General features: G+C 71.4%; 20 protein-coding genes and 2 tRNA genes. 13 read left to right on the top strand and 9 right to left on the bottom strand.

Annotation, left to right across the window (positions count from 1 at the left end; translation table 11 throughout):
- Positions 1 to 112 precede the first annotated feature (112 nt).
- The 9 genes from ACFVQG_RS12390 (at position 113) to ACFVQG_RS12430 (ending at position 7,919) form a co-directional block, all read left to right on the top strand.
- Positions 113 to 1,237 carry a TIGR03364 family FAD-dependent oxidoreductase gene (locus tag ACFVQG_RS12390; RefSeq protein WP_383380264.1) on the top strand — a complete coding sequence of 375 codons (1,125 nt, stop codon included), beginning with the start codon at positions 113 to 115 and terminating at the stop codon, positions 1,235 to 1,237.
- A 5-nt stretch (positions 1,238 to 1,242) separates the two neighbouring features.
- Complete coding sequence (locus ACFVQG_RS12395) at positions 1,243 to 1,917, top strand: phosphonatase-like hydrolase (protein WP_383380267.1); 675 nt, start codon at positions 1,243 to 1,245, stop codon at positions 1,915 to 1,917.
- A complete protein-coding gene (locus ACFVQG_RS12400; RefSeq protein ID WP_383380269.1) occupies positions 1,914 to 2,966 on the top strand; it encodes an ABC transporter ATP-binding protein in 1,053 nt (350 codons plus the stop codon). Before ACFVQG_RS12395 ends, ACFVQG_RS12400 begins: the two co-directional genes overlap by 4 nt.
- The gene (locus tag ACFVQG_RS12405) at positions 2,959 to 3,777 is read left to right on the top strand and encodes a 2-aminoethylphosphonate ABC transporter permease subunit (protein ID WP_383380272.1); all 819 of its coding nucleotides are present in this window, start codon (positions 2,959 to 2,961) and stop codon (positions 3,775 to 3,777) included. The genes ACFVQG_RS12400 and ACFVQG_RS12405 overlap by 8 nt, the downstream gene beginning before the upstream one ends.
- A complete protein-coding gene (locus tag ACFVQG_RS12410) occupies positions 3,764 to 4,561 on the top strand; it encodes an ABC transporter permease (RefSeq protein ID WP_383380275.1) in 798 nt (265 codons plus the stop codon). Before ACFVQG_RS12405 ends, ACFVQG_RS12410 begins: the two co-directional genes overlap by 14 nt.
- Positions 4,562 to 4,592: 31 nt before the next feature.
- A complete protein-coding gene (locus ACFVQG_RS12415) occupies positions 4,593 to 5,654 on the top strand; it encodes a 2-aminoethylphosphonate ABC transporter substrate-binding protein (protein WP_383380277.1) in 1,062 nt (353 codons plus the stop codon).
- 112 nt (positions 5,655 to 5,766) lie between these two features.
- Positions 5,767 to 6,546, top strand: a complete 780-nt coding sequence (locus tag ACFVQG_RS12420) for an HAD-IIA family hydrolase (protein ID WP_383380279.1) — start codon at positions 5,767 to 5,769, stop codon at positions 6,544 to 6,546.
- A 114-nt stretch (positions 6,547 to 6,660) separates the two neighbouring features.
- Complete coding sequence (locus tag ACFVQG_RS12425; protein WP_383380282.1) at positions 6,661 to 7,227, top strand: hypothetical protein; 567 nt, start codon at positions 6,661 to 6,663, stop codon at positions 7,225 to 7,227.
- Positions 7,228 to 7,229: 2 nt separating this feature from the next.
- Positions 7,230 to 7,919 (top strand): class F sortase, encoded by a 690-nt coding sequence (locus tag ACFVQG_RS12430; protein ID WP_383380285.1) that lies wholly within the window; start codon positions 7,230 to 7,232, stop codon positions 7,917 to 7,919.
- Positions 7,920 to 8,142: 223 nt separating this feature from the next.
- On the opposite strand, the gene ACFVQG_RS12435 is transcribed toward ACFVQG_RS12430, so the two are convergent.
- Positions 8,143 to 8,892 carry an ANTAR domain-containing response regulator gene (locus ACFVQG_RS12435; RefSeq protein ID WP_383380289.1) on the bottom strand — a complete coding sequence of 250 codons (750 nt, stop codon included), beginning with the start codon at positions 8,890 to 8,892 and terminating at the stop codon, positions 8,143 to 8,145.
- Positions 8,893 to 9,027: 135 nt separating this feature from the next.
- On the opposite strand from ACFVQG_RS12435, the gene ACFVQG_RS12440 reads away from it, so the two are divergent.
- Positions 9,028 to 10,056: a glycoside hydrolase family 6 protein gene (locus ACFVQG_RS12440; protein WP_383380291.1), complete on the top strand. Its 1,029-nt coding sequence runs from the start codon at positions 9,028 to 9,030 to the stop codon at positions 10,054 to 10,056.
- Positions 10,057 to 10,111: 55 nt separating this feature from the next.
- Here ACFVQG_RS12440 and ACFVQG_RS12445 read toward each other — a convergent pair whose 3' ends face one another.
- The 3 genes from ACFVQG_RS12445 to ACFVQG_RS12455 all read right to left on the bottom strand — a co-directional run bounded on the left by ACFVQG_RS12445 (position 10,112) and on the right by ACFVQG_RS12455 (position 14,455).
- Positions 10,112 to 12,049, bottom strand: coding sequence for a galactose oxidase-like domain-containing protein (locus tag ACFVQG_RS12445; protein ID WP_383380294.1), 1,938 nt, complete (start codon positions 12,047 to 12,049; stop codon positions 10,112 to 10,114).
- Entirely contained in the window at positions 12,046 to 14,025 is a 1,980-nt protein-coding gene (locus ACFVQG_RS12450) for a glycosyltransferase family 2 protein (protein WP_383380297.1), read from the bottom strand. The genes ACFVQG_RS12445 and ACFVQG_RS12450 overlap by 4 nt, the downstream gene beginning before the upstream one ends.
- Positions 14,026 to 14,381: 356 nt before the next feature.
- A tRNA-Lys gene (locus ACFVQG_RS12455) sits at positions 14,382 to 14,455 on the bottom strand.
- 188 nt (positions 14,456 to 14,643) lie between these two features.
- Between ACFVQG_RS12455 and ACFVQG_RS12460 the strand changes: the two genes are divergently transcribed.
- The 3 genes from ACFVQG_RS12460 to ACFVQG_RS12470 all read left to right on the top strand — a co-directional run bounded on the left by ACFVQG_RS12460 (position 14,644) and on the right by ACFVQG_RS12470 (position 17,800).
- On the top strand, positions 14,644 to 15,930 hold the full coding sequence (locus ACFVQG_RS12460; RefSeq protein ID WP_383380300.1) for a peptidoglycan-binding protein: 1,287 nt from the start codon (positions 14,644 to 14,646) through the stop codon (positions 15,928 to 15,930).
- 51 nt (positions 15,931 to 15,981) lie between these two features.
- On the top strand, positions 15,982 to 17,064 hold the full coding sequence (locus ACFVQG_RS12465) for an SPFH domain-containing protein (protein WP_383380303.1): 1,083 nt from the start codon (positions 15,982 to 15,984) through the stop codon (positions 17,062 to 17,064).
- Positions 17,065 to 17,194: 130 nt separating this feature from the next.
- A complete protein-coding gene (locus tag ACFVQG_RS12470; RefSeq protein ID WP_383380306.1) occupies positions 17,195 to 17,800 on the top strand; it encodes a lytic polysaccharide monooxygenase in 606 nt (201 codons plus the stop codon).
- Between the two features lie 58 nt (positions 17,801 to 17,858).
- On the opposite strand, the gene ACFVQG_RS12475 is transcribed toward ACFVQG_RS12470, so the two are convergent.
- The 5 genes from ACFVQG_RS12475 to ehuC all read right to left on the bottom strand — a co-directional run bounded on the left by ACFVQG_RS12475 (position 17,859) and on the right by ehuC (position 21,209).
- Positions 17,859 to 17,932: transfer RNA gene (locus tag ACFVQG_RS12475), tRNA-Lys, on the bottom strand.
- Positions 17,933 to 18,030: 98 nt separating this feature from the next.
- Positions 18,031 to 18,789: an IclR family transcriptional regulator gene (locus tag ACFVQG_RS12480; protein WP_383380309.1), complete on the bottom strand. Its 759-nt coding sequence runs from the start codon at positions 18,787 to 18,789 to the stop codon at positions 18,031 to 18,033.
- 215 nt (positions 18,790 to 19,004) lie between these two features.
- The gene (gene ehuA / locus ACFVQG_RS12485) at positions 19,005 to 19,847 is read right to left on the bottom strand and encodes an ectoine/hydroxyectoine ABC transporter ATP-binding protein EhuA (RefSeq protein WP_383380311.1); all 843 of its coding nucleotides are present in this window, start codon (positions 19,845 to 19,847) and stop codon (positions 19,005 to 19,007) included.
- Positions 19,837 to 20,481 carry an ectoine/hydroxyectoine ABC transporter permease subunit EhuD gene (gene ehuD / locus ACFVQG_RS12490; protein ID WP_383380314.1) on the bottom strand — a complete coding sequence of 215 codons (645 nt, stop codon included), beginning with the start codon at positions 20,479 to 20,481 and terminating at the stop codon, positions 19,837 to 19,839. The genes ehuA and ehuD overlap by 11 nt, the downstream gene beginning before the upstream one ends.
- Positions 20,478 to 21,209, bottom strand: a complete 732-nt coding sequence (gene ehuC / locus ACFVQG_RS12495) for an ectoine/hydroxyectoine ABC transporter permease subunit EhuC (RefSeq protein WP_383380317.1) — start codon at positions 21,207 to 21,209, stop codon at positions 20,478 to 20,480. Before ehuC ends, ehuD begins: the two co-directional genes overlap by 4 nt.
- Positions 21,210 to 21,213 lie beyond the last annotated feature (4 nt).

The following is a 21,213-nucleotide window of genomic DNA, read 5'->3' on the forward strand; positions in this document are numbered from 1 at the left end:
GCGAGCTTCATAACGTAAACATAACGGGTCTAGCCCAAACGTGATGACCAGTTCACGCTCCCGTTGTCGGACCGACCCTCGTGGTTCCCCGGTCCCGACGACCGTTGCCGCCGTGAGAGTGATAGTCGTCGGAGGCGGCGTGGTCGGCACCATGCATGCCTGGCAAGCAGTGGAACGCGGCCACGAGGTCGTACAGATCGAGCGCGAGGCGGAGGCTCGCGGCGCCTCGCTGCGCAATTTCGGCCAGATCTGGGTGAGCGGTCGCGCGGGCGGCGCGGAACTCGCCACCGCCCTGCGGGCCCGGGAACTGTGGGAGGGGATCGGCGCCCGGGTGCCCGCCCTCGGCTTCCGGCCGAACGGCTCCCTGACCCCCGTACGCGGGGATCTCGAACTCGCCGTCGCCGAGGCCGCCGTGGCCCGCGCGGACGCCGCCGACCGCGGCTACCGGCTGCTCACCGCGGCCGAGGCCCGCGCCCTCAACCCCGCCCTGCGCGGCGACTTCACCGCCGCCCTGCACTGCGCACGGGACGCGGCCGTCGAACCCCGCACCGCCCAGCTCGCCCTGCGCGCCGAGCTGCTGCGGCACCCGGCGTACACCTTCCTGCCCGGCCGCGAGGTCCGCGACGTCATCGGCGAGAACGCCGTCCGCGACGACCACGGGGACGTCCACACGGGGGACACGGTCGTCCTGTGCACCGGCGCCTGGCTCGGCGGGCTCGTCCGCGAACTGGCCGGACCCGGGCTGCCGGTGCGCCGCGTGCGCCTCCAGATGATGCAGACCGACCCGCTCGGCGAGCCCCTCACCACCTCCGTCGCCGACGCCGACAGCTTCCGCTACTACCCGGCGTACGCCTCGCCCGCCCTGGACGAGCTGAACGCCCGGCAGCCGCAGCCGCCGACGGCCGCCGAGCACCGTATGCAACTGCTGATGGTCCAGCGCGCCGACGGCGGACTGACCATCGGCGACACCCACGAGTACGAGCACCCCTTCGCCTTCGACACCGTCGAGGACCCCTACGACCACCTCACCGAGGTCGTCGAGTCCCTCCTGGGCCGTCCGCTGCCGAAGGTCCGGCGCCGCTGGGCCGGGGTGTACGCGCAGTGCACCGACCCGGCACGGGTCGTGCACCGGCAGCGGGTGCGGGACGGGGTGTGGCTGGTCACCGGGCCCGGCGGGCGCGGCATGACCTGCTCACCCGCGATAGCCGAGACCACCGCGAACGAACTGGGCTGGTGACACCGATGACCACAGCGGCCGAGAACATCCGACTCGTCGTCCTCGACATGGCCGGGACGACCGTCGCCGACGGCGGCCTCGTCGAAGAGGCCTTCACGGTCGCGGCCGAGCGCCTCGGCGCCGACCCCGCCGCCATGCTGGACCACGTCCGCGCCACCATGGGCGAGTCCAAGATCGCCGTCTTCCGGCACCTGTTCGGCGACGAGGCCAGGGCCCAGCGGGCCAACCGGGCCTTCGAGGACGCGTACGCCGAACTCGTCGACGGCGGCCGGGTCGCCGCCCTGCCCGGCGCCCGCGCAACCATCGAGCACCTCACCGCCCAGGGCCGTACGGTCGTCCTGAGCACGGGGTTCGCCCGCCCCACCCAGGACGCGGTCCTCGGCGCGCTCGGCTGGCGGGACCTCGTGCCCCTGACGCTGTGCCCCGCCGACGCCGGGGGCCGGGGACGGCCGTACCCGGACATGGTCCTCACCGCCTTCCTCCGCACGGCGGTCGCGGACAGCGTCCGGCAGATCGCCGTCGTGGGCGACACCTCCTCCGACATGCGCAGCGGCGTCCGCGCCGGAGCCGGGGTCGTCGCCGGGGTGCTGACCGGCGCCCATGACGCGGACGCGCTGCGGGCGGCCGGGGCCACCCGGGTGCTGGACTCCGTGGCCGACCTGCCAGGGGCGCTGGCATGAGCGGCGGCATCCGCTTCGACTCCGTCAGCGTCGCCTACGACGGCCAGGTGGTCCTGGACTCCCTCGACCTCACCGTCCGGCCCGGCGAGGTCATGGCCCTGCTCGGGCCGTCCGGGTCCGGCAAGACCACCGCGCTGCGGGCGGTCGCCGGGTTCGTGCGGCCGGTCGGCGGGCGGGTGTTCCTCGGCGACCGGGACGTCACCGACCTGCCGCCGCACCGGCGCGGCATCGGGATGGTCGTCCAGCAGTACGCCCTCTTCCCGCACCTGCGGGTCGAGGACAACGTGGCCTTCGGACTGAAGGCCCGGCGCACCGCCAAGGCCGAGATCCGCACCCGCGTCGCCGAGGCCCTCGAACTCACCGGCATGTCCGCCTACGCCCGCCGCTACCCCCGCGAACTCTCCGGCGGCCAGCAGCAGCGCGTCGCCATCGCCCGCGCCCTCGCCATCCGCCCCGGCGTCCTCCTCCTCGACGAACCGCTCTCCGCCCTCGACGCCCAACTGCGCTCCGGCATGCTCACCGAACTGGCCCGGCTGCACCGCGAGCTGCCCGACGTGTCGATCCTCCACGTCACCCACGACCAGGTCGAGGCCCTCACCCTGGCCGACCGGATCGCCGTCATGGACAAGGCCCGGCTGGTGGCCTGCGGTACGCCACGGGAGCTGTACCGGGCGCCCGCCGACGAGTTCACCGCGTCCTTCGTCGGCAACGCCAACCTGCTGCCGGTGACCGTCGCGGACGGCGGGGTCGTCCTCGCCGGGACCGGGCTGGAGGTCGACACCCGCGACGCGGCGAAGGGCGCGCGGGCGACCCTGTGCGTACGCCCGCACCTGGTGGGCCTGGGCGACGGCCCCAACCCGCTCACCGGCACCGTCACCGAGGTGCAGTGGCGCGGCGCCACCCACCGGCTGTACGTCGACGTGGCCGGGCACCGGGTCATCGCCGACCTGCGCGAACTGCGCACCCCGCCCGCGCACGGCGACCCCGTGACCCTGCACTTCGCACCCGCGGACGCGGTACTGCTGGCGGCCGGAGTCGGCGATGACTAGGCGCTCCCTGTGGGCCCTGCCCCCGCTCGCCCTCCTCGCCCTCTTCTTCCTCTACCCCCTCGCCCTCGTCGTCCAGCAGTCCCTGCGGCCCGGCACCGGCGGCACCTCCCTGCAGCCGTACGCCGACGTGTTCGCGTCGGAGGCGTTCCGGGAGGCGCTGTGGACGACGGTGTGGCTGGCGGTGGCGGCGACCGCCGGGTGCCTCATCCTCGGGTTCGCGCTGGCCCTGGTCATCGCCTTCGTCCCGTTCCCCGGCGCCCGTGCCGTCGCCCGGTTCGTGGACGTCTTCCTCTCCTTCCCGTCCTTCCTGATCACGCTGGCCCTGCTGTTCGTCTACGGCTCGGTCGGCATGGCCAACGGGCTGTGGACGGACGTCACGGGGGCCGCCGAGGGACCGTTCCGGTTCCTCACCACGCCCTGGGGCGTCCTCCTCGCGGAGATCACGTACTTCACGCCGTTCGTGATGCGCCCGCTGCTCGCGGCGTTCGCGCAGCTCGACACCGCGCAGATCGAGGTGGCGAGTTCGCTGGGCGCGCGGGCGCCGCGGATCGTGCGGCAGGTCGTGCTGCCGGAGGCGCTGCCCGCGCTCGCGGCGGGCGGCAGCCTGGTGCTGGTGCTCTGCCTGAACGAGTTCGGCATCGTGCTGTTCACCGGCGCGAAAGGGGTCACGACCCTGCCGACCCTGATCTACGGCAAGGCGATCCTGGAGTCCGACTACGCGGGCGCGTGCGTGGTCGCCGTCGTCAACGTCGCGCTCTCCGTCAGCCTCTACGGCCTCTACCGGGTGGTGAGCCGACGTGCTCGTGCATAGCCGCGCCGCGCGGTGGGCCGTATGGGCCCTGTTCCTCGTCCTGTTCCTGCCCCTGTTCGCGCTGCCGCTGCTGGTGGTCGTGGGCGCCTCCTTCGCCACCCACTGGTCCAGCGTGCTGCCGTCCGGCTTCACCACCGCCCACTACTCGGCCGCCACCCGCGGCGAGGCCCTCCAGGCCCTCACCACCAGCCTGGTCACCGCCCTCACCGCGAGCCTGCTCGCGCTGGCCGTCGGCACCTGGGCGGCGCTCGCGGCGGCGGCCCTGGAACCGCGCCACCGCCGGGTCGTGGACGCGCTGTTCGTGCTGCCGGTCGCCGTGCCCTCGGTCGTGGTGGGACTGGCGGTCCTGGTCGCCTTCTCCGAGCCGCCGCTGCTGCTCAACGGCACCCGGTGGATCGTGATCGTCGCGCACACCGTGCTGGTCACGGCGTTCGCCCACCAGTCGGTGTCGGCCGGGCTGACCCGCCTGGACCCGGCGTACGAACAGGCCGCCGCGTCGCTGGGCGCCCGGCCCTCGTACGTGCTGTGGCGGGTGAGGCTGCCGCTGCTGCTGCCCTCCCTGACCGCCGCCGCGGGCCTGTGCCTCGCCCTGTCCATGGGGGAGCTGAGCGCGACGATGATGCTCTACCCGCCCGACTGGACCCCGCTGCCGGTCCTGGTCTACGCGGCCACCGACCGCGGCGCCCTCTTCGCGGGTTCCGCCCTCGCGGTGGTCCTCATGACGGCGACCCTGCTCGTCCTGCTCGTCGTCACGCGCATCCGAACCCGCGCCTCGTACCGCTGACCCCCGTCCTTCCCTCACCCAAGGAACCGTCATGCCCGCGACCCGCCGCCGCACCCTCCTCACCGTCTCCGCCGCCCTCCTCGCCGCCCCGCTGCTGCCCGCCTGCGGCACCGGAACCGCCGCCTCCGACCCGGATGTCGTCACCGTCTACAGTGCCGACGGCCTCAGGGGCGAGCACGGTGACGGCTGGTACGACCAGGTCTTCGCGGACTTCGAGAAGGAGACCGGCATCAAGGTCGAGTACGTCGAGGGCGGCTCCGGCGAGATGGTGCAGCGCGCCGTCCGCGAGAGCGGCAACCCGCAGGCCGACGTCCTCGTCACGCTGCCGCCGTTCATCCAGCAGGCCGACGGCAAGGGCCTGCTCCAGGAGTACGCCCCCAAGGGCGCCGCCCAGGTGGCCGCCGCCGACAGGTCCCCGGACGGCACCTGGACCTCCGTCGTGAACAACTACTTCGGCTTCGTGTACAACGAGAAGGAGCTGAAGCAGGCCCCCACCACCTGGGAGGAACTGCTCGACGGCAGGTACAAGGACAAGCTCCAGTACTCCACCCCCGGCGTCGCGGGCGACGGCACCGCCGTCCTCATCAAGGCCATGCACGACTTCGGCGGCCTGCGGCCCGCCCTGGACTACCTCGCCGACCTCCAGTCCAACAACGTCGGCCCGTCCGCCTCCACCGGCAAGCTCGCGCCCAAGGTGGACAAGGGCGAACTCCTCGTCGCCAACGGCGACGTCCAGATGAACTTCGCCCAGTCCAAGACCATGCCCAACCTCGGCATCTGGTTCCCGGCCCGCGAGGGCGGCAGGCCCACCACCTTCGCCCTGCCCTACGCGGCGGGCCTGGTCACCGGCGCCCCGCACACCGAGAACGGCAAGAGGCTCCTCGACTTCCTGCTGGACGAGCGGGCGCAGACCCAGGTCAGCGAGATCGGCGGCGGCTTCCCCGCCCGCCAGGACATCGAGCCCACCGACCCCAACGCGCGCGAGCTGTCCGCGCTCATGGAAGGCGTCGAGGTCTTCGCACCCGACTGGGCGGACATCGACCAGAACCTGTCCTCGTACGTCGACGCCTGGAAGGAGGCCACCGGAAGCTGAGCGTTCCCACAAGATCGGACGTTGCTTAGGCTGGGCCCCACAGCACCGCGTACAACGGCGTACGTGCGTACATACGTACACGCGTACAGGCGTACGGCAGGAGACACCGCACATGGCAGAACGCAGGCCCATAGACTCATGGCTCACCGACATGGACGGTGTGCTGATCCACGAGGGCGTGCCGATCCCCGGCGCCGACGCCTTCCTCAGGAAGCTGCGGGAGTCGGAGAAGCCCTTCCTGGTCCTCACCAACAACTCCATGTACACCCCGCGCGACCTGCACGCCCGGCTGCGCCGCATGGGCCTGGACGTGCCGATCGAGAACATCTGGACCTCGGCGCTGGCCACCGCCAAGTTCCTGGACGACCAGCGGCCCGGCGGCTCCGCGTACGTCATCGGCGAGGCGGGCCTGACGACGGCCCTGCACGACATCGGCTACATCCTCACCGACCACGAGCCGGACTACGTCGTCCTCGGCGAGACCCGCACCTACTCCTTCGAGGCCATGACCAAGGCGGTCCGGCTGATCAACGGCGGTGCCCGCTTCATCTGCACCAACCCCGACGAGACCGGCCCCTCCACCGAGGGCCCGCTCCCGGCGACCGGCGCGGTGGCCGCGCTGATCACCAAGGCGACCGGACGCAAGCCGTACTTCGCGGGCAAGCCCAACCCGCTGATGATGCGCACCGGCCTGAACGCCATCGGCGCCCACTCCGAGACCAGCGCGATGATCGGCGACCGGATGGACACCGACGTGCTGGCCGGGATAGAGGCCGGGATGCAGACGTTCCTGGTGCTCACCGGGCTGACCCGGCCGGAGCAGGTGGAGGACTTCCCCTACCGCCCGTCGAAGATCGTCGACTCGATCGCGGACCTGGTGGAGCGCATCTGAGGACGGTCTAAACCGTTCAACCGCCAGAACTCACCCGTACGGAGCAATCCCGCCCCCGCTGAGGATGCGGGGGCGGCCCGTGCGGGGGAGTCTCCAGGTATCTGGAGGTTCACGATGAGTTCACTGCGACTCACTCTCTGTACCGGCGTCCTCGCGGCGGTCACCACACTCACCCCCGCGGCGTACGCGGCGGAGGGCGAGGTCTCGGTCCGCCCCTCGGCCCCGGCGCCCGGTAGCGACATCGCGCTGCGCGTGACCGGCTGCACCGGCAGAACCGCGGTCGCGGCCTCGGCGGCGTTCGTCGCCGACGCCCGGCTCACCGGCACGGACGGCACCCTGACCGGCGAGACCCGGATCCGCACCGCGCTCGACGTCGGCGTCTACGACGTCAAGGTCACCTGCGACGGCGACGAACGCGAGGCCGCCCTCACCGTCGGATCGGGCAAGGGCGCCGCCGCAGCCGCGCCGACCGGCCACGCCTCGTCGGGCCACCCCCCGACCGGCCACGCCTCACCCGTCGCCCCCGTCCGCGCGGGCGGCGGCGGCACCGCCGACCTCGCCACCGTCGAACGCTCCGCCGGTCCCGGCACCGCCCACACGATCACCGGGCTGGTCCTGGCGGGCGTCGCCGCCGTGGCCGTAGCGCTGCGGAGCGCCCGCCGGAGCCGCGGGACGGACTGACCATGTCCCGCTACCAGGACTCCCCGGAAGCCCCGGCTGTCCCGGTCCGCCGCCCCAGCCGGGTGCTGACCGGCGTGATCTGGGCCGCGCTGCTGCTCGGCCTGTGGCTGTGGGGCCGTGAGGTCACCGACGTACGGCACGGCATATCCGCGCCGACCACCGGCGACATGGCGGCGGCCGGGCGCCCCCCGACCACACCGCTGCCGCCCGCCGCCGAACCCCTGAAGGCGGCGCTGCCCCAGCGCCTCGACATCCCCCACCTGAACGTGCGGGCCCCGGTCGTGGCCCGTGGCCTGGACCCGCGGGGCGCGATCGACCCACCGCCCTACGACCAGCCCGACGCCGTCGGCTGGTACGCGGCGGGCGTGCGGCCGGGCGCGGCCGGTACCGCGCTGATGGTGGGACACGTCGACACCGAGACCCGTCCGGCCGTCTTCTACAAGCTGAGCGCCCTGGAACCGGGCGAGCGGATCCGGGTCATCCGCGACGACGGCAAGGTGGCCGAGTTCACCATCGAGGACGTCCAGGTCCTCACCCGCGACCGCTTCGACGCCCAACAGGCCTACGGCCCACGGGAGTCCGGCCGCGCGGAACTCCGGCTCGTCACCTGCGGCGGCACCTTCGACCGGGCCAGCCGCAGCTACACGGCGAACGTGGTCGTGTCGGCGTACCTGACGGGCACCGGCCTGTGACCGGCCCCGGGCGCAAACCGGCCCGGTCGACGACCCGCTCCCCCGTAGGCCGCCGACCGGGCTGGTCCTCGACCGCGCGCGCACGGGTTGCGGGAGTAACCCGGCGACCGGCGCGGGAGGCGTGGATGCCACGGTGGGCGAGACACGGCCGGGGGCTGGGGCCGTCCGTGACGACTGTAGAACAGGTGACCAGTCCCGGCCTAGGGATCAGTCGGCCACGGGATCAGCCGGGTCCTGCGGGCCCCTCGGCCTCCCGCCGCAGCCCGGCGTCGTCGGCGGTCCGCTCCACCACCGACCGCGCCACCTGATCGAGGGGCAGCCGGTGCCGCCGCGCGTACTGCCGTAACGCCGTGAACGCGTCGTCGGGTCCGGTGTTCCAGCGCTCCGCGAGCATGCCCTTGGCCTGCTCGATGCGGACCCTGCTGGACAGCGCCCGCTCCAACTGCCCGGCGCGGGCACGGCACTCCCGGTACAGCTCGCCGTGGTGCAGCCCCAGCGCGGCACCGTCGGCGAGCGCCTGCGCCAGCCGCAGCTCGGCGTCCCCCTCCGGTGGCGCCGCCAGGAACACGTTCAGCGCGCCCAGCCGCCGCTCCCGCCCCCGCAGCGGCACCGCGAGGGCCGCCCCGACGCCGTACCGCAGCGCCGCCCGCGTGAACCCCGGCCACCGCGACGCCGCCCGCGCCGACCCGAGCGCCACCGGCGCCACCGCCCGCCCGGAGCGGTAGGCGTCCAGCCCGGGCCCGTCGTCGCGCTGGGCGGCCAGCAGCTCCAGCGCCAGCCCTCCGCTCGCGGCCAGCGAGACCACCCGCTCCCCGTCGACCAGCAGCACCCCGGCGGCCCGCGCACCCAGCGCCTCCGCACACCGGTCCGCCACCCCGCGCAGCTGCCGCCCGGGGTCGAACCCCTCGGTCAGCGTGTCGACGGACTCCAACAGCGCGGCGGCGAGCCGGAGTTCCCGGGTGGTGTCGTCCATGAACGCGCCCTCCCTCGGACCCTGCCCCGTGGGCCTTCCCGCCGCCCAGTCTGTCGTGCGTTCCCGCCCCGACACGGCCCCTGGCGACGTATGTCAGGATTGAGGCTTGGAACAGTGCACCCAAGGGGGAGTTGGATGTACGGCACGAGGGGGGCGGCCGGAGCGCGGGCGGCCATGGCGGTGCTGGGGGCGGCGCTGCTGGTCGCGGGTTGCTCCTCCGGCGACGGGGACGGCGACGGCGGTGGCGGTGACGCGGGCGCGGGGATCACCCAGCAGCCCAAGGACGCCAACCCGTTCTGGGTCAACCCGGACGGGAACGCGGCCCAGCAGGTCGTCGACTACGAGAAGTCGGGCAAGGACGCCCAGGCCGAGGAGATCCGCAAGATCGCCCAGCAGCCGACCGGCGAGTGGATCAGCCCCGACCAGCCCGAGCAGGAGGCCCGCGGCTTCACCGAGGCCGCCGCCAAGGCCGACCGTACGGCCCTGCTCGTCCTCTACAACATCCCGCACCGCGACTGCGGCCAGTACTCCGGCGGCGGCGCCGCCGACGGCGACACCTACCGTGGCTGGATCGACGCGGTCGCCCAGGGCATCGGCGACCGCCCGGCCACCGTCATCCTGGAACCCGACGCCGTACTGCACCTGGTGGACGGCTGCACCCCGGGCGAGTTCCACGAGGAGCGCTACGACCTCCTCAAGTACGCCATCGGCAAGCTGACGTCCCTGAAGACCACCCAGGTCTACCTGGACGCGGGCAACGCGGGCTGGGGCAACCCCGACCAGATCTTCGAGCCCCTGAAGTGGGCGGGCGTCGACCAGGCCGACGGCTTCTCGGTGAACGTCTCCAACTTCTACTCCACCGAGGACTCCATCGCCTACGGCAAGAACCTCTCCGCCAAGATCGGCAACAAGCCCTTCGTCATCGACACCAGCCGCAACGGCAACGGCCCCTACACGGAGGGCGACCCCGCCGAGAACTGGTGCAACCCCCCGGGCCGGGCTCTGGGCGAAACCCCGACCACCAAGACGGCCGACCCCTTGGTGGACGCCTACCTCTGGGTCAAGCGCCCGGGAGAGTCGGACGGCGAGTGCAAGGGCGGCCCGAAGGCGGGGCAGTGGTGGCCGGAGTACGCGATGAAGCTGGCGGAGGAGTCAACGCCCTGAGGGGCGCGGGGAACTGCGCGACCAGCCACCCCGCACCCGCACTCGCCCACGGTGCCTAAGGCACCCGAACCCACCGCGCCTCACTCGGCGTCCCTTGGTCATCGACAGCGAACATCATGTACCACCCACCCTGCACCAGATTCCGGTTCTCCGGCACGGTCACGGTGACCTCGTCCCCGGACGTCTCGAAGTCCAGCGCGATCGACCGCTGATCCACGTCCGTCACGTGCGTGGCCGCACTCGGCCGGATCAACCGCACCTTCTCGATCGCCGAAGCGTGCTTCGAGGTGAACGTCCCCGACTCGCCCCGCTCCATGCTCTCCGGCCCCCCGGAAAGGGACGGCCGTTCCCCGTGGTAGAGATACGGCGGCGTATAGATCTCGATCCGCTGCTCGAACTTCCCCGGCTTGGTGTTCGCCTTGTCGCTGAACAGCGAGTCGGAACCGAAGAACATCACCCGCCCGTCGGGCAGCAGAATCGACCCGGAGTGATAGTTGCGCCCCACCAACGGATCCGCGACCCGATCGAACGCGTTCGTCCCGGCGTCGTAGATCCGCGCCTGAAGGATGTTGGAGTCACCGCGCCCGCGATAGTCCTCCGAACCACCGGAAACGAGCACGGTGTCATCCGGCAGCACGGAAGCCTGCGGATACCGCGTGCCCTTCTCCAGCGACGGCCCGTCCACGAAGCGGGGCTCGTCGTCCTTGAGGTCGACGATCCGCGTCTTCTCACTCGACAGCTTGGACTCGCCGACCCCACCACCGCCGATCACCATGTACTTCTCGTCCTGCGCCGGAGGCAACAGCACCGTGCCGGACGTTTCCATCATGTTGGCGTCGCTCAGCCCGGGAATCTTGCGGAACTTGTTGGTCTCCACATCCCAGACCCCGGGGTCGCGCCCCACGTCGTCCGGGCCGTACCCCGCGTTGGAACCCGAGTAGAAGACCTTGCCGTTCTGCATCAGGAACAGCGCCGGATAGGTCGGGAACTGCCGGACCTTGTCGGTGTAGGTCCACTTCTTGGTCTTCGGGTCGTAGATCTCGTTCTTGCCCGGCACCAACTGCCCGATGTCGTCCAGCCCGGAGACGCTGAGGATCTCGCCGTCGCCCAGGGTCGTCAGGGTCGGGTACCAGCGGGCCTCGTTCATCGGGTCGACCTTGATGTACTTCTCGGCGACCGGGTCGAACTCATAGGCGTCCCGGATGCCCTGGAAGTCCTTCTTGTCGAGCGCGAGCTTCTCGGCCATGCCGTAGGTGTTGCGCGCGTCGGCCCCGGACAGGCCCTGGACGCGGTAGTTGTCCTGGGCGCCGGTCTCGTACCTGGCGCCGCTCTGCTGTGCCTCGACGTAGATACGGCCGAGGCCGGGGTCGTTGCGCACGAAGGCGCCCGTCTCCGGGTCGAACACCTTCTTCGCGCGGGGCACGAGCACCGGGTCCTTGGAGACGAACGTCTTGCCGTTCTCCTTGCCGGTGAACTTGGTGCCCGCGGGCAGGGTGATCGGCTTGTCCGGGTTCTCGTTGTGGACGACCATCAGGCCACCGGCCTTGGTGACGTCGCCCTTGAGTTTCTCGTACCGCTTGGTGCCGCCCGCGATCAGCAGATTGCCGTTGGCGAGCTGGGTGTGGCCGGTGCAGAACAGGTCGTTGGGCGTGGGGACCTTCTTGATGGTGTTCTTCACCGGGTCCCAGACCCGGGTGTCGAACTTCTTCGCGTCGAAGTTGTCCTGGTTGTTGCCGCTGCCCGCGACGAGGAGCACCTTCCCGGTGCGCAGCAGCGCCGCGTGGATGGTGTTCTGCCGGTACTCCTCCGGGAACTCGACGATCTCCCAGTGGCCGTTGTCGGCTTTGTACTCGGGTCGGTTGATCTGGTACTGGTGGTATTTCTCGGTTCCGAAGCGATACAGCCACGGCCCGTTCATCCCGGCCAGCGCGACTACCACCGCCGTGCCTATCGCGAGTCGACGGGCACGGCGGCGGCCGGCACGGTCTTTCATTCCTTACGTCCCCCAAGTCCACCAAGGGCGATCTGCATGGTCTGGTCGCTTCCCCCGTCGCTCCCGGCGCCGTTGGTCTCCGCCCAACGGGGCCGCTGCTGCTGCGGGGCGTGCGGCTCCGGTGCCGCCGGAGCCGGGGCCGGGACGGGGGCCGCGGCATGTGCGGCGTGCGCCCCGGTCCGCCTGGTCAGCTTCCGCAGCGCGTGCCGCCAGGCGAAGATCGGCGCCGCGGTGATCAGCAGGGCGAAGCACGCCCAGATGATCATCGCGGGGTGCGAGTTGCCGAAGACGAACCCGGCGGCGATGGAGGCACCGAAGATCAGGATGAAGTACCAGTGGTACCGGAAGGTTCCGAACCAGGTGTCCGGGCTGGCCGAGTCACCCTTGGGGGTGACGACGAACTTGCTCTTGCGGCGCAGCATCGAGTCGAACAGCGCCTTGGCGTACAGCGGCGCCGACAGCGCGGACATCACCATGCCCGCCACACCGCCGGAGCCCTCCGGCTCGTGCGGCGAGACGTTGTGGCGGCGGTTCCAGACGTAGAGGCCGATCTGCAGGGCGGAGGCGTTGCCGTAGAGCATCAGCCACACGGCGGGGTCGATGCTCACACCCGAGGCGCCCAGGCCCAGGAACAGCACACAGCTCAGCGCCGCGAGGATCCAGTTCAGGGCCGACATCGGGTAGAAGATGATCATCATCGTGTAGTTGAACAGCTTGCTCGGCGGCAGCGAGTACCAGCCCTTCCAGTACTGCTTGAGGATCGTCTCGTACGTCCCTCGCGACCAGCGCATCTGCTGGGTGAAGAAGTCCGTCCAGGCGTTGGGGCCCTCGCCGACGGCGAGCACGTCGGGGGTGTAGACCGAGCGCCACTTGCGGCCCGTCGCCGGGTTCTTGGCGCGGTGCATCTCGAAGCCGGTCGCCATGTCCTCGGTGATCGAGTCGTACAGGCCGCCGATCTGCTTGAGCGCCCTGATGCGTACGGCGTTGGAGGTGCCCACGAACATCGGGGAGCCGTACTTGTTGCCCGCGCGCTGGATCAGCGCGTGGAAGAGGAACTGCTGCGACTCGGCGGCCTTGGTGACGAAGTTGTCGTAGTTGCCGTAGACCTGCGGGCCGATGACGAACCCGACGTCGGGGTCACGGAAGAAGCCGAGCATCCGCTCCAGGTAGTTGGGCAGCGGTACGTGGTCGGTGTCGACGGAGGCGAAGAAGTCGTAGTCGTCGCCGTGCGCGTCGAGCCAGGCGTTGTAGTTGCCGTGCTTGGTCTTGGCGCGGTGCGGGCCCTTGGCCTGGTTCCAGCGGGCGACGCCCTTGCGGGAGAAGTGGTGCACACCGAGGCGGGCGCAGACCACCTTGACCGCCGGGTCGTCGCCCTCGTCGAGCAGCCATACGTGCATCAGGCCCCGGTGGCGGATCCTCACGGCCGCCTCCAGGGTCTTCGTCACCATCTCCAGCGGCTCCTTGCCGGGCACGAAGGAGGTGAGGAAGGCGACGCGGGTGCCGGTCTCGGGCACCACCGGGATGGGGTCGCGGGCGACCAGGGTGGCGTGCGCGTTCGACAGCACGTTCATGCAGCGGAAGAACTCGATCAGACCGATCGAGACCAGCATCACGACGTCCAGCGCGGGGAGGAAGTCGTACTCCACGTAGTCGCGTTCGGTCCAGTGCGAGGGCTGGAGCAGCCAGGCGAGCAGGACCAGCGAGAGCAGCGGGGCGGCGGCCAGCATCAGCGCCACCCGTATCCGGTGCGGCTCCTGGGAGATCAGGGAGCGGTACTGCACCTTGTACGGCTTGTTCGGGTCGGGCTGGGTGAGGGGACCCGCCAGACGGCTGTAGTGCTCGTAGTCGTATCTCGGCAGCGTCTTCTTGATCCGGCGGAACGTGCCCGTGGTGCTCATGCGGTGCGAGGGCACCCTGAGCTGGGTGGTCTGTGACGGGTCCTGGTTCCGCCCGGCGCCCGTCGGCGTCGACGTCATGAGTCATCCCCCCACACGCGGGTCAGCGCGTGTCTGTCGGTTCCTGCGTCCGCTCTGGTCCCCCTCGACCTTCACGGACGTATCAGTGGTGGCCCGCAGTCACCACACGGCCTTCACAGCCTATAGACATGGAACTGCGGCGTTCCGGTTCCTTCCGGTTGCATGATGCCCCCTCGGTATCGCCGCATGAACGGGGCCCCTCTCCCCGCCACCCGGCAACCGGCCGTGCCCCCCAGTTGGCTCGTATCAGCAGCCGTCCGAAAGCCCAGGGTTCTACGGTGTTCAGCATGATCGCAAGAGGGGGAGTGGAGGGTACGCGAAAGGCCCCTCGCTGGTGCGAGGGGCCTTGCTGTCGGTGCGCCGCCAGGGACTCGAACCCCGGACCCGCTGATTAAGAGTCAGCTGCTCTAACCAACTGAGCTAGCGGCGCGTGCTGACGTCGTTAACTCTACATGACCTCCGGGAGTGCCCCTGACCACGGGGCCGGGGCCGGGCGGGGGACCGGGGGAGGGCGCGTACATCATTCGGACCGTCAACATGCGCGCCTCCCACACGGTTGGGAAACTGATCAACGTGCACGAGCGTGGACATTTCCCCCCGGGATGTGAGGGAGATCGCATGGAGCCACCCGTCTTCCGGGACGCCGACCCCACCGGCACCTGCGACTGCCCCGGCTGCGACCGGCTCCGGCGCATACTTCCGGCCACCCCGGCGAGCGGCCACCCCGCCCGGCTGCGGGCCGTCGCCCTGGCCGCCGCGGCCACCGCCGCCCTCGGGGCGAGCCAGGCCCCGGCCGCCGTCGCCGCCTCCCACGCCCCCCACCGGCCCGGCGTTCCCGCGGGTGATGGGCCCGACACGCCTCAGGGCGGCAAGGTCCCGCTGCACGGCCCGACCGGCCGTCCCGCGATCGGGGCCGAGGCGCCGACGGTCACCCGGGCGGAGATCATCGACCGGGCGCGCGCCTGGGTCGCCGCTAAGGTGCCCTACAGCCTGACCTCCTACTGGTCGGACGGCTACCGGCAGGACTGCTCGGGCTTCGTCTCGATGGCCTGGAAGCTGCCCGGCAACGAATGGACCGGCACCCTCGGCCAGTTCGCGGTGCGCATCGGCAAGGCGGACCTCGGGCCCGGCGACATCCTGCTCTTCCACAACCCGGCCGACCCGCACGGGGGCTCCCATGTGGTGATCTTCGGCGGCTGGACGGACCACACCCGTACGTCCTACGTCGCCTACGAGCAGACCCGCCCCCACACCCGCCGCCAGGTCACGCCGTACGCCTACTGGAGTGACTCCGGCCGGTACGTGCCCTACCGGTACAAGGGGGTGACGGGGGCCGCCGCCGGTCCGCAGACCGGCGGCGGGAGACCCGCTGCGGTGGCGGGGACGCCGTACCCGGGAGCGGCGCACTTCGGGCCCGGCGCGCACAACACGTACGTCACCCTGCTGGGCCGCATGCTCATCGCGCGCGGCGCCGCCCGTTACTACGCCTCCGGACCCGGGCCGCGCTGGACGGAGGCCGACCGCAGGGCGACCCGGGCGTTCCAGCGGGCCCAGGGCTGGACGGGCCGGGACGCGGACGGGCTGCCCGGGGCGGGCACCTGGGCGTTGCTGACGGCCGGGAAGGGCCGGGACGTCGGCGCCTTCGGGGCGGGCGCGCCCGCGGTGGCCCCCGCCTACCCGGGCCGGGGCGCGTTCCGGCCCGGAGCCAGCAGCCAGCATGTCGTGCTGCTCGGGAAGCAACTGGTCAGAAAGGGGTTCGGCAAGCACTACACGACCGGGCCGGGGCCGCGCTGGGGCGAGGCGGACCGCCGTAACGTCGAGGCCTTCCAGCGCGCCCAGGGCTGGCGGGGCGGCGCGGCGGACGGCTATCCGGGGCCGGAGACCTGGCGGCGACTGTTCCTGTGACCGACTGAAGCACCCTTTGTGACGCGTCTGGCGCGGAGGCTGGAGGCATGCATGAGCACGTCCACTTCACCGACCTCGGAGTCCGGGGGGCCCGCGCGGCCCGCCCGCCTGATCCAGAACGAGGCGACCACCGAGATCCCCGTCCACCTGCTGTTCCGCGATGAACCCGACCCGGTGTCCGTGCCGCTGAGGCCCGCCGTCGTCACCCGTCGGCAACCCGCCCGGGGTAGACCGCGCCCCGTCGTCGCCGAGGTCGACCCGGAGCTGGCGGAGCGGCCCGCGCGGGTGCTGCCCGGCGCGGTGGGGGTGCTGGCCGGGGGCCTGGGGGCGGCCGGGTGCCTGGCCACGTCCTGGTGGGCGGGGCTGCTGCCGTACGAGTTGCTGGCGGCGCTCGGGCTGCCGCGGAACACGGGTGCCGGGCTCGGTCCGGCGCAGTGGGCGGGGTACGCCGGGGCCGGGGCGCTCGGCCTGTTCGGGTGCGGTGGGCTGGCCCGGGGGCGGACCGGGCGGGCCTGGGTGCTCGGGCTGTTCGGCCGGTACCGGGGTACCGTGCGGCGGACCGGCCTGATGTGGGTCAACCCGCTGGTGCTGCGGCGCCGGGTGGACGTCCGGCTGCGGCACTGGCGCAGCGAGCCGATGCCCGCGGCCGACGGGAGCGGGGTGGCCGTACGGGCGGTGGTGCTGGTGGTGTGGCGGGTGAAGGACACCGCGCGGGCGACGCTGGGGGTCGAGGACCACGAGTCGTATCTGCGGGAGTGCGTGGAGGCGGCCCTTGCCAGGGTGCCGGTGGAGCTGCCGGGCGGTACGGCGGGGGCGGTGGCGTCGGCCGGGGAGGCGCTGACCCGGCTGGTGGCGGCCGACGCGGCGGTGGTGGGCCTGGAGGTGTTCTCGGTGCGGCCGGTGCGGGTGGAGTACGCGCCCGAGGTGGCCGCCGCGATGCACCGGCGCCGGATCGCCGCGCTGGACGCCCGGCACCGGGCGAGCGTGCTGACCTCGGTGGTGGACTCGGTGGAGGACACGGTGACCCGGCTGACCGTGCGGGGTCTGGTGGAGCTGGACGACTACGAACGCAAGGCGCTCGTCAAGGATCTGACGGTGGCGTTCTGCGCGGGGCGGGGCGAGCCGGGGGCGTGAGGGGGCGGCCCGGCGGACCGGGAACGCGTCCCGCGATTGGTATGGACATGTTCAAGCGTCAGCCATAATCTGAGACTTGGTCTAGACCTGCAAGCTCACTGATCTTCCCCCACGTCCCAGGAGCGGCAGTATGCACAGAAAGACCAAGTTGTCCGCCGCGATGGTGGGTCTCGCCACCACCGGCGCACTGGTGCTCTCCTCCGGTGGAGCCAGCGGTCATGGCTACACCGACCTCCCCATCAGCAGGCAGAAGCTGTGCCAGAACGGTTCGGTGACCAACTGCGGCGCCATCCAGTGGGAGCCGCAGAGCGTCGAGGGCCCCAAGGGGTTCCCGGCCTCCGGACCGGCCGACGGGCGGATCTGCTCCGCCAACAACACGCCGTTCGCCGCGCTCGACAGCCCGCGCACGCCCTCGGGCGGCGCCTGGCCGACGACACGGGTGAGCGGCGGGCAGAGCTACACGTTCCGCTGGCAGTTCACGGCCATGCACGCCACGACCGACTTCAAGTACTACGTCACCAAGCCGGGCTGGAACCAGAACCACAACCTGGCCCGGTCCGACCTCAACCTCACGCCGTTCCTGACGGTCCCCTACGGCGGTCAGCGCCCGCCGTCGACGCTCTCGCACAGCGGCACCCTGCCGTCCGGGCTGAGCGGACACCACGTGATCCTCGCGGTGTGGACCGTCCATGACACCGGCAACGCGTTCTACGCCTGCTCGGACGTCACCTTCTGACCGGGCTCCTGGCTGCACGACGAGGGGCCCTCGCCGTTGGCGAGGGCCCCTCATATCGTGCGCCGCCAGGGACTCGAACCCCGGACCCGCTGATTAAGAGTCAGCTGCTCTAACCAACTGAGCTAGCGGCGCATGACTCCCGCCGACCGCTTGACCTGCGTCTCGCGGCGGCGACGGAGAAAATATTACCCGCTTCTCAGGGGTGCTCCGGACCAGCTCCCAGGGCAGGCCTAGATCGCGAGGGAGAGCAGTACGGGCGCCGCGTTCCGGTTGAGGGTGTCGGCCGCCCGGCGCAGCCGGTGCGCGTGCTCCACCGGCAGGGACAGGGCGAGGCAGCCCGCCGTGGACCCGGCGGTGAGCGGGACGGCCGCGCAGACCGTGCCGATCGCGTACTCCTGGAGGTCCAGGACGGGCACCGTGGGCGGCTGGGCCTCCAGGCGGGAGAGCAGCAGCTTGTCGCTGGTGATCGTGCGCGAGGTGAGGCGGGCCATCCGGTGCCGGTGGAGATGGTCCCGGCGGCCGGTGTGGTCGAGCTGGCCCAGCAGGCTCTTGCCGATCGCGGTGGCGTGGGCGCAGGAGCGGAAGTCGACCCACTCGTTGACCTTGGGGGTCGCGGGGCTGTCCGCGTACTGGGTGACGCTGACCTCGCCGTCGACATAACGGCTGAGGTAGACGGCCGCGCCCACCGAGTCGCGCAGCCGGTCCAGGGTGCCCTGGAGCTGCTCGCGCAGCGCCTGCTCACGGCCCTCGGCGGCGCCGAGGCGGGCCAGCGCGGTGCCGGTGACGTAGGTGCCGTCGGTGATCTGTGTGACGTAGCCCTCGCGGCGCAGCATCCGCAGGAGCGTGGTCAGGCGCTCCGTGCCGAGGCCGGTGTGGCGGGCGATCTCGGTGTCGGTGACTCCGGTGGAGTGCCGTGCCACCGTCTCCAGGACACGCAGGGCGTCCTGGGTGGAGTGGTACGGCGCGGTCGGCTCGTGCTTAAGCGCCACGGTGTTCCCCCTGCGCGCTCGCTGTGCGGGCCTCGGTCCGGTCGGCGGGTCGGTTGGTGAGGTGGGCGATCGGTGGGCGATCCGGGCGGCCGGATCCTTTCCACGATAACCGCCAAGGAGCCCACGGTGAGCGGTTGTTCATCAGATTGCGGGCCGCCCCGCCGGGCGCCGATCCCCCTGGCATATGACACGAAGGACCGGCACCCGCGGCGGCCTTACAGCACCGCGCTGAGGAACGCGCGGGTGCGCTCGTGCTCCGGTTCGCCGAAGATTTTCTCCGGTGGGCCGGACTCGATGACCTTGCCGGAGTCGAACATCATCACCCGGTCGGAGATGTCCCGGGCGAAGTTCATCTCGTGGGTGACGCAGAGCATGGTGATGTCGGTGGTGTGCGCGATGTCCCGCAGCACGTCCAGGACCCCGGCCACCAGCTCCGGGTCCAGCGCCGAGGTCACCTCGTCCAGGAGCAGGATGTCCGGCCGCATGGCCAGCGCCCGGGCGATCGCCACCCGCTGCTGCTGGCCGCCCGAGAGCTGCGTCGGATGCGCGGTGGTCTTCTCCTCCAGGCCCACCAGCTGGAGCAGGTCCCGGGCGCGCTCCTCGGCCTCCGCGCGCTCCATGCCGAGCACGTTGACGGGGGCCTCGGTGATGTTCTGGAGCACGTTCATGTTCGGGAACAGGTTGAACTGCTGGAACACCATCCCGATCCGCTTGCGGATCTCGCGCTGGTGCTTCTCGTTGGCGGGCTTCAGCGCGCCGCCGGGACCGGGCATATGGGTCAGCGGCTGGTCGTCGACGTAGATCGTGCCGCCGCTGACCCGTTCCAGGGTCATCAGCAGCCGCAGGATCGTGGTCTTGCCGGAGCCGCTGGGCCCGATCAGGGTCACGTGCTGGCCGCGCTCGACGGTGAAGTCCAGGTGGTCCAGGACCACCTGGGCGCCGTAGCGCTTGACCACCTGGTCGAAGCGCACCAGATGGCCGGACCCGGCGGCCGTGGCCGTGGCCGTCGCCGCGTGGTCCTCGGGGCTCGTCTTCTGCAGGGGGTCGTCAGTGGCCAAGGCGCTTCTCCAGCTTTCTCATCAGCAGCGACGTCGGATAGCTCGCCGCCAGGAAGATCAGGCCCGCGAGGGTGAAGGCCTCGGCGTACACGAAGTTGGTCGCGCCGTACTCGCGGGCCTCGGCGACCATCTCCTGGACCGTGATCACGGCCAGGAAGGGTGTCTCCTTGAACATGGAGATCGCGTAGTTGCCGAGCGCGGGCAGGACGTTGCGCACCGCCTGCGGCAGGATCACCGCCTGCCAGGTGCGGCGCCGCGACATCGACAGCGCCCGGCACGCCTCCCACTGCCCCTTCGGCACGGCGTCGATGCCCGCCCGGTACACCTCCGACAGATAGGAGGCGTAGTGGATGCCGAGCACCACGATGCCGATGGTCAGCGGCTCGACGGTGTTGAAGACGGCGTACGCGCCCACCAGCTGCACCAGCAGCGGCGTGGACCGCACGAACTCGGTCACCACCCGCACCGGCACCGTGACCAGCCGGGACGGCACCCGCCCCGCCATCGCGACGAGCAGCCCCAGCACGGCGGCCACGGCGGTGCCGAGGACGGTGGCGAGCAGCGTGGTCTGGAAGCCTTCCCAGAGCAACGGCCAGGAGTCGCCGACGGCGCCCCAGTCCCAGTCGTAGTTCACAGCGAGCCTCCCGCCGTCGCCCGGGACGGTTCCGCCGTCTTGGTCAGGCTCTGGACCGGCGTGCCCTGGCCGAGGCGGGCCTTGGCGTGCCGCTCCAGCAGGTTCATCAGCAGCGTCAGCGCGTAGGCGAGGACGAAGTAGATCACCAACAGCGTCACATACGCCCAGGTCGTCTCACCGGTGCGGTCCCGCATCTGCTGCACCACCGCCGTCAGGTCGGCCGCGGAGATCAGCCACAGCAGCGGCGTGCACTTCAGCAACTGGATCAGCAGGTTGGTGAACGGCGGGATCATCTGCACCCACGCCTGCGGCAGGATCACCCGCCGCGTCCGCTGCCACGGCGTCATGTTCAGCGCGACGGCGGCCTCCCACTGCGCCTTGGGTACGGCGTTGAGCGCGCCGCGCACCACCTCGGAGCCGTAGGCCCCGTAGTTCATGCCGAACGCCACCACCCCGCAGAACAGCGGCGTCAGCTCGTAGCCGAACATCAGCGGAAGGGCGTAGTACAGCCAGAACAACTGGACGTACAGCGAGGTGCCGCGGAAGAACTCCACGATCACCCGGGAGGCGCCGCGCACCAGCACGGGCCTGCTGTTCGCCATGAAGCCGAAGACGAAGGCCAGGACGAGGGCGACGGCCGCGCCGAGCAGCGTCGCGGCCACCGTCACCCACAGTCCCGACCACACGTCGGGCATGTGGTCGAAGAAATACGTGTAGAAGTCACCCATGCGT

The organism is Streptomyces sp. NPDC057877, assembly GCF_042796855.1.
In the GTDB taxonomy this organism is placed as follows: domain Bacteria; phylum Actinomycetota; class Actinomycetes; order Streptomycetales; family Streptomycetaceae; genus Streptomyces.